At 57.9% G+C, this 9,865-nt stretch carries 11 protein-coding genes and 1 pseudogene; 4 read left to right on the forward strand and 8 right to left on the reverse strand.

All coding sequences use genetic code 11. From position 1 onward, the window contains the following. The 5 genes and pseudogenes from ACC569_RS12760 to ACC569_RS12780 all read right to left on the reverse strand — a co-directional run. A pseudogene (locus ACC569_RS12760) lies at window positions 1-435 on the reverse strand (hypothetical protein); the annotation flags it as partial. A gap of 140 nt (window positions 436-575) precedes the next feature. Continuing rightward, complete coding sequence (locus tag ACC569_RS12765; protein WP_372523915.1) at window positions 576-1,016, reverse strand: DUF2721 domain-containing protein; 441 nt, start codon at window positions 1,014-1,016, stop codon at window positions 576-578. A 90-nt stretch (window positions 1,017-1,106) separates the two neighbouring features. Continuing rightward, window positions 1,107-1,613 carry a DUF1993 family protein gene (locus ACC569_RS12770; protein ID WP_372523916.1) on the reverse strand — a complete coding sequence of 169 codons (507 nt, stop codon included), beginning with the start codon at window positions 1,611-1,613 and terminating at the stop codon, window positions 1,107-1,109. 19 nt (window positions 1,614-1,632) lie between these two features. Next, window positions 1,633-1,893 carry a DUF5062 family protein gene (locus tag ACC569_RS12775; protein WP_372523924.1) on the reverse strand — a complete coding sequence of 87 codons (261 nt, stop codon included), beginning with the start codon at window positions 1,891-1,893 and terminating at the stop codon, window positions 1,633-1,635. Between the two features lie 177 nt (window positions 1,894-2,070). Continuing rightward, a complete protein-coding gene (locus ACC569_RS12780) occupies window positions 2,071-2,463 on the reverse strand; it encodes a DoxX family protein (RefSeq protein WP_372523917.1) in 393 nt (130 codons plus the stop codon). 372 nt (window positions 2,464-2,835) lie between these two features. On the opposite strand from ACC569_RS12780, the gene ACC569_RS12785 reads away from it, so the two are divergent. Then, window positions 2,836-4,305: a YdiU family protein gene (locus ACC569_RS12785; RefSeq protein WP_372523925.1), complete on the forward strand. Its 1,470-nt coding sequence runs from the start codon at window positions 2,836-2,838 to the stop codon at window positions 4,303-4,305. Between the two features lie 4 nt (window positions 4,306-4,309). Here the strand turns inward: ACC569_RS12785 and ACC569_RS12790 are convergent, their stop codons facing one another. Beyond that, window positions 4,310-5,179, reverse strand: coding sequence for a lytic transglycosylase domain-containing protein (locus tag ACC569_RS12790; protein ID WP_372523918.1), 870 nt, complete (start codon window positions 5,177-5,179; stop codon window positions 4,310-4,312). Window positions 5,180-5,512: 333 nt separating this feature from the next. Between ACC569_RS12790 and ACC569_RS12795 the strand changes: the two genes are divergently transcribed. Then, window positions 5,513-5,764, forward strand: coding sequence for a hypothetical protein (locus tag ACC569_RS12795; protein ID WP_372523919.1), 252 nt, complete (start codon window positions 5,513-5,515; stop codon window positions 5,762-5,764). Window positions 5,765-5,809: 45 nt separating this feature from the next. Here the strand turns inward: ACC569_RS12795 and ACC569_RS12800 are convergent, their stop codons facing one another. Continuing rightward, entirely contained in the window at window positions 5,810-6,889 is a 1,080-nt protein-coding gene (locus ACC569_RS12800; RefSeq protein WP_372523920.1) for an alkene reductase, read from the reverse strand. 312 nt (window positions 6,890-7,201) lie between these two features. Between ACC569_RS12800 and ACC569_RS12805 the strand changes: the two genes are divergently transcribed. After that, window positions 7,202-7,618, forward strand: a complete 417-nt coding sequence (locus ACC569_RS12805; protein ID WP_372523921.1) for a CBS domain-containing protein — start codon at window positions 7,202-7,204, stop codon at window positions 7,616-7,618. Between the two features lie 443 nt (window positions 7,619-8,061). Here ACC569_RS12805 and ACC569_RS12810 read toward each other — a convergent pair whose 3' ends face one another. Then, a complete protein-coding gene (locus ACC569_RS12810) occupies window positions 8,062-8,292 on the reverse strand; it encodes a hypothetical protein (RefSeq protein WP_372523922.1) in 231 nt (76 codons plus the stop codon). Between the two features lie 362 nt (window positions 8,293-8,654). Here ACC569_RS12810 and ACC569_RS12815 point away from each other — a divergent pair, with 362 nt between their 5' ends. Then, window positions 8,655-9,287 carry an FHA domain-containing protein gene (locus ACC569_RS12815; RefSeq protein ID WP_372523923.1) on the forward strand — a complete coding sequence of 211 codons (633 nt, stop codon included), beginning with the start codon at window positions 8,655-8,657 and terminating at the stop codon, window positions 9,285-9,287. Window positions 9,288-9,865: the final 578 nt, after the last annotated feature.

Genomic DNA, 9,865 nt, shown 5'->3' on the forward strand with positions numbered 1-9,865 from the left:
GCCTTCCAGGTCGCCATTTTGCGCGTTAGCCATGCCGGACTTGGAGACACGCGCCACCACGATCACCTCGGGGGCGCTCGACAAGGTCATTCCCTGGCCCATGCCCTGGCTGTCTTCCAGAACGATGGTGGCAGGCAGGTCCTTGACCTGTTTGCGCACGATCGCCAACGGCATGCGCGGGCCGTTCACGGCGCGCGCGAAGACATACACCACGTCGTCCGGCGCGGCTTGTTTGGCCACCGCGGGGCTCAGCGACACCGTCACCTTGAGGGATGTCCCCACGTTGGTGGAGGATTTTTTCGCCGCGGGCATGGTCGCCGTGTCCGCTGAGGGCGCGGCCTCTGAGTTCCGCTGCCAAGCAGCAACGGTGATGGTGGCAATAACTACAATCGTCCCGATGAAACGTGCTGTTAGCTGAAGTTTGGAAATTGTCATGCTGTCTCCTTGCATTGAAAATAAAAAAGTATCTGAAAGTTTTTGTATTACCGCTACTTGTCAATCGACTGACTCGGGTTGATGAACATGTGCCGATTCTTACTATTAGATCACACTGCCATTTCGTCCATGACCGGATCTTAATACGGACCGATGCGCAGACTGCCGGTGGCGAGGAATATCTCCCGCAGGAAGCTCACGAACGCCACGACAAACGCCAGCATAGCCACGATAAACAACACCGCGATCGACTCCGAGAGATCCAGGCGCAGGAAATACCCCACGAACAGGGCCATGATCACCAAGCAGACCAGCAGGCCGCAGCTCGTCGTCAGGGTAATGGACCAGTTGATGAAACGGGCGCGGCGAGCGAGGGTGTGCAAATCGGCGTGCAGTCCGGCCTTGGCGGGTTCCAACGCGGCGACCAGGCGCTCTTCCAGCACGCGGGCGCGGTCGACAATCCGGCTCAGGCGGTTCGTCAGCACCGTGAGTGTCACTCCGACTCCGGAAAGTAGAAAAACCGGGGCCACGGCCAGCTGGATGATGTGGGCAATATCAGCGACGTGTGGGTCAGCTTGCACCGGGGTCCCTCCTGAAAAACCGGCTACGGTGGAAGAAGTTTAACATCGCGCCTGCGGAAATGGCGATCCGGGCCGCCCTGGGTTCTGCGGCTAGAATTTTCCCAGGTAATCTTTCTTGCCGATTTCAAGCCCGTTATGCCGCAAAATGCCGTAGGTGGTGGTGATATGAAAATAAAAATTGGGCAGCACGCGATTCAACAAGAACGTCAGCCCATCGAGCGTGAGCGTATCGTCGCGGACCTTGAGCGTGACCGCCCTTTTTTCCGAACCGTCGATCTGTCCGGGCTTGAAGGTGTTGAGGTAAGCGATCGTCTTGCGAATGCGCTCGATCAGCTCGGGAAACGTCGTTTCATTGTTCTCATTCGTCGGCGGCTCCATCCCCGCCAGCCGTGCCGCGCCGCCGGCGGCCGCGTCCACGGCGATACGTACCTGGCGCGACAGCGGAAACATATCCGGGTACAGGCGGCTGTTGATCAATACCGCGGGGTCGATTTTCCTGGCTTCGGCATCGGCCGCGGCCTTTTCCAGAATCCCAATGAGATTGTTCAACATCCGGATGAACACCGGCACCGAGGCTTGGTACATTGAGATCGTCATGGATAGTTCTCCAGAAGAATTATTTTAAAAGCGGATGATCCTTCGGCAGTTGCTTGGAGTACCAGATGGCCAGTTTGTGCCGCATGGATTGTTGCGAAACCTGATCTTCCGGTAGAGCCTGAATGGCTTTATCGTGAACCAGCAGCCGGTAGATAAACAGGATTTTTTCGCTGGCCGAATCCGTCGGCTCGAAGATGACGGCGCCCCGGTCTTCCCCATACTTCATGCCGGCGAGGATCGCAGCTTTGACCAATTCTGTCTCGTGTTTCAATTGCTTCATAGTATGGTGGCGACGGCCATGGAAGGACTCCAAGTCGTTCAGGTAACACCATAGTAACGCCGGGCCACCGCCCGGACAACCTGAGCCGCTTGGCGCGAAGGCAAAAAAAACTCCCGCCCATGACATGGGGCGGGAGTTGAAAAAAATGAAATAACAGCTTAGGGGTCAGCCCAACCGTTATGTCTTATTTCCCTTTAACAGCACGTACAGCGAGACCAGAAGCATGACGATCAAATATTCCATGCCACTCATCACATGGACCTTGGAGAGGGTGAAGCCCATATCTCCCGATTGCGTCATGAACATGACGATGAGCACAACAGGGACCAGCAACAATGCCCCCAAGCGGGTCATCCACTCGTCGAGAAAACTCCCGGACAGCACCAGGATACCGCCGCCGATTTCGGCGAGCACGAGCATCACGGCCACAAAGTGTGGAACGTGCATGGCCGTCGCGAATCCGGTCATGTTCATGAAGTTGCCAATGCCATGAATGACGAACACGCTTGCCAGCGCGATCCTCAGCAGCCAATGCCCATAGGGTTTGAAGTCGTCGAGAAAACTAAACATAAGTATCTCCTTGCAGTACTAGATGCCCCAACAATAGCCGCGCTTTCGCAACCCGCCAGAAACTCTTTTTTTGTAGGGTATTTGCTTCAACACCAACGGGAAATTCAAAGGGGAATCATTGAGTTAATGATCCCTCCGGTTAACAACTACAATTAATAATGATCAAAAGGAAAGCAGGCGAAAGGAAATTTTACGGCACCCTTTCGTGACGGTGGTGGAGGCGTGTTTGTTTCAGTACCCCGTTTTTATCCGCTCCTTCATTGCCGCCTCATTATCTTTCTTCTCAACGAATCCAGCGACCTTCCTCTCGGCTGGATTTCGCCAATACATTGGCCCTACAATCCCCTCCCCGATCCGCCGATCCAACGCATGATGCATTCTCTCCAGACGCTACCGTTCAGCAATTCCTTTGCCGCCTTGCCAGACGTTTTCTACTCGCGCGTCGCGCCGACGCCATTCCAGACCAAGCCGACATTAATTCACTTCAATGCGAAGGCGGCGGCGCTGCTCGATCTCGATCCGGCCGTGCAACACGACCCGCGGTTTGTCGAGGTATTCAGCGGTAACCATAAACTGCCCGGCATGGATCCGATCGCCATGCTTTACGCCGGCCATCAGTTCGGGCACTACGTACCCCAGCTTGGCGACGGTCGCGCCATTCTCCTGGGCGAGACAACCAATGCGCGTGGCGAGAAATGGGAGATTCAGCTCAAAGGCAGCGGCCTGACGCCCTATTCCCGCGACGCGGATGGCCGCGCGGTGTTGCGCTCCAGCATCCGGGAATATCTGTGCAGCGAGGCCATGCATGGCCTGGGCATTCCCACCACGCGCGCGCTGTGTCTCGTCGGCAGCGAGGATGAGGTTCATCGCGAGCGTATCGAGACCGGCGCCATGTTGACCCGGCTCGCGCCCTCGCATGTGCGCTTCGGTTCCTTCGAGGTGCTTTACTACCGCGAACAGCTCGATCACCTGCGCCTGCTGGCCGATTACGTGATCGCCCGGCATTATCCGGATCTCGCGGAAAAACCGGATCGTTACCCGTGCTTCCTGCAAACCGTCGTCGAGCGCACCGCGCGCCTGCTGGCCCAGTGGCAGGCGGTCGGCTTTGCCCACGGCGTGATGAATACCGACAACATGTCGATTTTGGGTTTGACCCTGGACTATGGACCTTATGGCTTCATGGAGGCCTACCAGCCCGGACTCATCTGCAATCATTCCGATCACCACGGTCGTTATGCTTTCGACAAACAATCCCGGATCGGACTTTTTAATCTGAGCTGCCTGGCCCAGACGCTTTTGCCGCTGATCGAGGTCGACGCCGCCAAAGCCGCGCTCGACAGCTATTCGGCGCGCTTCACGGAGCACTATCAGCGATTGATGGCGCAAAAACTCGGCTTCGAAGACGTGAACCCACGCATGCCGGCATTGCTCAAGGAACTGTTGGATCAGATGCAGCAAAGCCGCGTGGACTACACGCTTTTGTTCCGCGCCTTAGGCGAAGTGGAACGCGATGGCGGCCAGGCCATCACGCCGCTGCGCGACAAGTTCGTCGACCGTGCGCGTTTCGATCGCTGGCTGGCGGATTACCGTGCCTGCCTGCGCACCGACGCCCAAAGCGATGGCGCGCGCGGACAAGCCATGCGGAGCGTCAACCCGAAGTATGTCTTGCGCAATTATCTGGCGCAGATGGTCATCGAAAAAGCGGAGCGCGGGGATTACGCTGAAATCGATCGCTTGCTGACGATTTTACATGCCCCATTTGAAGATCATCCGTCGATGACACAGTATGCCGACCCTCCGCCGGATGGGGCGCGCCAGATTGAAGTGAGTTGCTCGTCTTAAAGCCTTATTCCGCGCGCCGCACGATGGTCGCCAGCCGGGTGAACACGCGCTTCATCGCGTTGACCCGCGCGAGATAGCCGCGGACGTCGTGATCGCCGCAACGCTGGCCGGCGGTCAGCCGAAAACCGCGCTTGGCGTAGGCGTCGCCCGCCCCGGCGCCGCACAAGTGGATCAAGGCGGCCAGGTCTTGCTGCTGCGAAAGCGTGGCGCCGGCGATTCGGTTCCGTTCCAGCGTGCTCGCGACGCGACGATCCAGGTAGGCGGACGTCAGCTCGGCGGCGTGGGTCGGCACGACACGCGTGTAGAGACTATTGAACCAGCACGATTCCAGTGCGTTCCAGGGTCCGTCTTCGACCACGACGTGGTCATGAATGCAGTAGCGCTTCGCCTCGACGAACGTCGCATCGGTGATCTGGTACATGCCGACCGCGCTCGACGCCGGCCGGTACAGCTCGAAGAGATCCCACGTCGGACGCCACCGCCAGTACGTCCGGGCCACCGGATTGCCCATGCCCTCGACTTGGGCAAGCGCGGCCAAAAGATCGGGCGTGATGACGGCGGTGGAATGCGCGTGGAAGATCGGCTCGTACTGCCGCCACGTCTCGGACGGTGTTTTGGAGAGCGCATCGCTCACGGGAAAGAACAGTTCGGCCGGCTTGCGGACGACCTGGTACGCCCAGTTGGTCGCGGACCAGAGCGCCAGAACGACGACGCCGACGATGATGAGCTGAACCACCAGCGGCGCGGCCAGCAGCGCCCGTAGCGCACGCCGGCGCAGCCGCGCGCCCGGCCAAAAGATCGCGAGGCGGGAGCGGCGCCGGCGCTTCTTGCGTTTCTTCCGGGAAGCGGTTCGGGCGGTGCGTGAACGTGACATGCAGGCGACGATAAGCGCTAAGGCAACGCCAATGCAACGGCGGCCGGTAGTTGAAGGCCCCGCCTGGGCTGCCAAGCCCCTGAAGACCCCTGGACTCAACAGGCTCAGCCGTTTCAGGGAAGGTCGATTATGAACTTGGTTGGGGCGCCCGTCCGTCGATAGCCGTTAACGCCTGGTCGGACGCCTGAAACTAATCACATCCTGCCTGGTCAATGTAGCAAACCTAACCTATGCTGAATGAGTTTACAGCCGCGGCCGCTGCTCGCCGTGGTTTAAGAATAAAACCCATGATCACATGAAGAGATCATGTCTCATACAATCAGGAGCATCGCCATGCAAAAAAAAATGACCAGTTCCGATTTTCCCGGTATCGCTTTTGCCACCCTGCCGACAACGGGCGAGACGATCGCGATTCAATTTAACGAACAAATCCATTACCGGGTGAATACAACCAAAACCGCGGAAGAACTCAATGCGATGTACGGTGTCACCCCGGCCCAGGCCCAGGCCGTGCTAGAGCGCGTATTGGCTGGACATGAAGCCAGGTGTCATTCCCACGAAGGCGAAAATCCAGGTCTTAAATAACAAAAGCCGCCCGAAGGGCGGCTTTTCTCTCCAGCTTGTGCTTCCCTACGCGTTCATCGCCGGATAATCGACATATCCCTTCGGCCCCGGCGTATAGAACGTCGTGCTGTCCGGCGCGTTCAACACCGCACCGGTTTTCCACCGGGTCACCAGGTCTGGGTTAGCCAAAACCGGCCGCCCGACGGCAACCAGATCGCACTTGCCCGCGGCCAGGTCGCGCTCGGCGCGCGCGGCATCGTAACCGCCGGAGAGAATCAGAGCGCGCTTGAACTCCTTCCGGATAGCCGCCTTCATGGAATCGGGCACCGGCGGCGCGCCCTGCGGCGAATGATCCACGAGATGGATATAGACCAGCCCGCGGGCGTTGAGCTGTTGCGCCAGATAGGTGTAATCCGCTTCCATGGCCGCGTACAGCGGCATGTCGTTGAACACCCCAAACGGCGAGAGCCGTATGCCGACCCGGTCCTTGCCGATCGCGCCGATCACCGCCTCGGCCACCTCGAGCACGAAGCGCGCGCGGTTCTCGATCGTGCCGCCGTAACGATCGGTGCGCTGATTCGAGTTCGGGCGGATGAACTGCTCCAGTAGATAGCCGTTGGCGCTGTGCAGCTCGATGCCGTCAAATCCAGCCGCGATGGCGTTTTTCGCGGCCTGGGAAAATTCCGCGATGGTGGCCTTGATGTCCGCCTCGGTCATCGCCTGCGGCACGGGATGCGGCTTCAAGCCTTCGGCATCGGTGTACATCTCGCCGGCGGCCGCCACCGCCGACGGCGCCAGCACGCGTGCCCCTGCGGGCATATTGAGCGGATGGACAATGCGCCCGCAGTGCATGAGCTGCATGAACATCTTCGCGCCCTTGGCGTGCACTGCATCGTTAATCGGTTTCCACCCCGCCACCTGCGCCGCGGAGAATATTCCCGGAATCCGCGGATAACCCAGCCCGTTCGGGGACGGCGACGTGCCTTCGGTGATGATGAGGCCGACCGAAGCGCGCTGCGCGTAGTACTGCGCCATGAGCACGTTGGGAATGTTGTCGATGGCGCGGCTGCGCGTCAGCGGACACATGACCAGGCGATTCTGCAATTTCAGCGGACCCAGAACAGTTTCAGAAAACAGAAGTGACATGGCTACTCCTCAGTGAAAGTGCGGGCGAATCAGGGCGCAATATACATCACTATTCCAGGATTTTTACCGGTAACGGGGGGATTCGCGTAACCCCATTTCGTTTTTGCTGCTGGCCCTGCCGGGATAGAGTTCTGAGTGATTATTTAGAGTTGCTCCAGCGTTTTTATCTGTCGGTGAGTTCATGCACACAGATTCCTTGAGTGATAAACCAAGTTAATGCCGCCGTATTTTGACCGCCATCAACGACACAACCGCTGATTTTCCATTCAAATATCACCACGTTGCCAGCCCATGGCGGCAAAGGAGATAGATATGCTGGTAAAGAAAATCATGACGCACAAGTTGGAATCCATCCTGCCTACCGCGTCGTTGCGCGAGGCCGCGCAGATGATGCGCGATCTCAAACTCGGCTTGCTGCCGGTGGCGGAGAACGGCAAGCTGATCGGCATGGTTACGGATCGCGATATCTGTTGCCGGGGCATGGCCAACGGTTTCGACCCGGCCAGCACCACGGTGAGCGAGATCATGTCGCGCGACGTATGGTTCTGCTTTAGCGACGACAAAGTAACCGATGCCGTGCGCCAGATGGAGGAACACCACATCCGGCGGCTCGCCGTGCTGAACCGCGACAAGACCATGGCCGGCTTGTTGTCGGTGGACGACCTCGCGCACTACTCGCATCAGTTGGCCGGTGAGGTGCTGAATTACGTCCGGCCCTCGTACCACTGAGCGAACGCGCGTCGGTGAATATAGCTATGGTTGTCATCCCCGCGAAGGCGGGGTGAGGCGGTGTTGTCGTGAATGCCCAGCGGACATTCACGCCGCCGAACGGGTGCAACGAGTTCTGTTGCACCCTGGGCAGCAACAGGTTTTGCATATCATCCCCGCTGCGCGGGGATTCCAATTACACCCGCCTTTCCACAAAATAATCCTTTATCGCAATCATCGCCCGCAGCCGAGTCAGCGTCGTGACAGGGTCGACACGCGGCGACGATGCCGACACTTACCTTCTACGGCACGACGCGCGCGCCGCGCGAACTCACGTTGTTCGAATGCCGGCCGGGGTTATCCGCCTCGCCGCCCGGATCTGTCTGGGAATAACCGAGCCTGGGCTCTTTGATTCACCAAAAAAAACGCCCCCAACGGGGGCGTTTTTTAAGAAACAGACAGAATTAATATTTCTTGCCGTCTTCCTTCTTACCCTCTTCTTTCTTGCCTTCTTCCTTCTTCGGCTCCGGGCACTTCACGTCCTTGCCGTCGACCTTCACCATGTCACCGGGCTTCTTGTCCTTGCAGGCCTTGGCGGTGGCTTCGGCCATGTGCTTCATGGCCATGCTGGAGGCGCTGAAACCCAGGCCGGCGATGAAGGTAATAGCCATAAGACTCGTCAGTAACTTCTTCATGCTAATGCTCCTAAAAAAATGTGTGGATAGAACTGAAAAATGGCAAGGATCGAAATCCAGCTTCCCTGCGCGGCGACACTGTAACGCTCAACACGGCAGTGCGTCAACGCAATGGTAATTCGCTTAAGCCATGCGACATAAACAGCCTAAGGCGGGTGTTCACACGCGCGCCGACCGCTGGGAACTCACGTTGCTCGAGAGCCGGCCGGGGTGATCCGCTTCCCGGCTGGATCTGTCTGGGAATAACCGAGCCTGGCCCCTTAATTTGCGCCAGGGGCACCGTTTCCTTTTGTATTCTAAAATGAAGCGTTAGTCCGGTTTCGTTTGATGTTGAACCAACAGGAGCGGAAAATCAGCATCCCATGGGCAAACTCGTTATTAAATTCCGCAGCAAACCACTCGGCGACGTGAACCTGAAACTGGGCGAGACGACGATCGGTCGCCATTCCACCTGCGACATCGTGCTGAACAACGACAAGAGTGTCAGCGGCACTCACGCCGTGATAAAAACGGTTGGGCGCAAATCCACCCTTGAAGATCGCGGGAGCACGAACGGAACGTTCATCGAGACCGAGCGCGTCACGCAGCATGAACTGCGGCACGGCGAGACGATCGTCATCGGTGAGCACGAGCTGATCTATCGCGATAATCTTGCTCTGGATGCGTCGGGGTTCGGCAAAGGCTCGGGCGCGAGCGCCGCGCGGGACGACTCGCTGGAGAAGACCCGGATCATCTCGATGCATGCACAGCTGGTCGCCGTGGGAGGAAAAGACACGGGCAAACGCGTGCCGCTCCTGAAAACGGAAACCATCCTCGACAACCCCGGCAAAAACCCGGCCCAAATTTACCGCGGCCCCGATGGCTACGTGCTGCACGCGCAGACCGGGCCCGGCGAGCCGAGGATCAACGACAAACCGGTACCGCCTGGCGGTCAGATACTGGAGGACGGCGACGTCATCGAAGTCGCGGGGACGAAGTTTCAGCTGGTCAAATAGTTGCCCCGTAAATTAAAGTAAAGGGGTCTAGCTCCTTTAATTAAAAGTCATCATCCCCGCGCAGCAGGGATTCGAGGAAGGATGTCATCTCCGCGAAAGTGGCGCATGGATGCGCCGATTACGGAGCTAAGGACGCAAAGTGGAAATCCTTGAGTTAGGTTGTCATCCCCGCGAAGGCGGGGATCCAGGATGTAAATAATAAAAGCCGCCCATAGGGCGGCTTTTTCTCTATCGAGCGCCACCAATCAACCCGGCAAGGCTCGTGGAACGTTATAGTAAGGATCAATCAGCAATGAGAATTACTGCTGAAATAATACATGCAACCACAATCGGAATAACGATCACATAGAGCACGAGCGCTTCCAGAAGCTCGTCGGTCGGCGGTAAGTGGAGCGTGCGCATAATGGTCCTCCTCATTGAAAACCCATGAAACGTTTCAACAGGTTCACCGGGTGGCGAAAACGAATACCGCTATCATAGAAATAATCACGATCGGAACTACGATCGCAAAGAACACGACGGCTTCAATAAGCTTGTCGGTCGGCGGTAAGTGAAGTGCGCGCATGATGGCCTCCTGA

The sequence above is a fragment of the Sulfuricaulis sp. genome (assembly GCF_041499725.1).
In the GTDB taxonomy this organism is placed as follows: domain Bacteria; phylum Pseudomonadota; class Gammaproteobacteria; order Acidiferrobacterales; family Sulfurifustaceae; genus Sulfuricaulis.

Excerpts from the sequence above, each read along its gene's own strand:
- ACC569_RS12770 (WP_372523916.1), bottom strand. The coding sequence starts at position 1,613 with ATGACGATCTCAATGTACCAAGCCTCGGTGCCGGTGTTCATCCGGATG.
- ACC569_RS12775 (WP_372523924.1), bottom strand. The coding sequence starts at position 1,893 with ATGAAGCAATTGAAACACGAGACAGAATTGGTCAAAGCTGCGATCCTC.
- ACC569_RS12780 (WP_372523917.1), bottom strand. The coding sequence starts at position 2,463 with ATGTTTAGTTTTCTCGACGACTTCAAACCCTATGGGCATTGGCTGCTG.
- ACC569_RS12785 (WP_372523925.1), top strand. The coding sequence starts at position 2,836 with ATGCATTCTCTCCAGACGCTACCGTTCAGCAATTCCTTTGCCGCCTTG.
- ACC569_RS12790 (WP_372523918.1), bottom strand. The coding sequence starts at position 5,179 with ATGTCACGTTCACGCACCGCCCGAACCGCTTCCCGGAAGAAACGCAAG.
- ACC569_RS12795 (WP_372523919.1), top strand. The coding sequence starts at position 5,513 with ATGCAAAAAAAAATGACCAGTTCCGATTTTCCCGGTATCGCTTTTGCC.
- ACC569_RS12800 (WP_372523920.1), bottom strand. The coding sequence starts at position 6,889 with ATGTCACTTCTGTTTTCTGAAACTGTTCTGGGTCCGCTGAAATTGCAG.
- ACC569_RS12805 (WP_372523921.1), top strand. The coding sequence starts at position 7,202 with ATGCTGGTAAAGAAAATCATGACGCACAAGTTGGAATCCATCCTGCCT.
- ACC569_RS12810 (WP_372523922.1), bottom strand. The coding sequence starts at position 8,292 with ATGAAGAAGTTACTGACGAGTCTTATGGCTATTACCTTCATCGCCGGC.
- ACC569_RS12815 (WP_372523923.1), top strand. The coding sequence starts at position 8,655 with ATGGGCAAACTCGTTATTAAATTCCGCAGCAAACCACTCGGCGACGTG.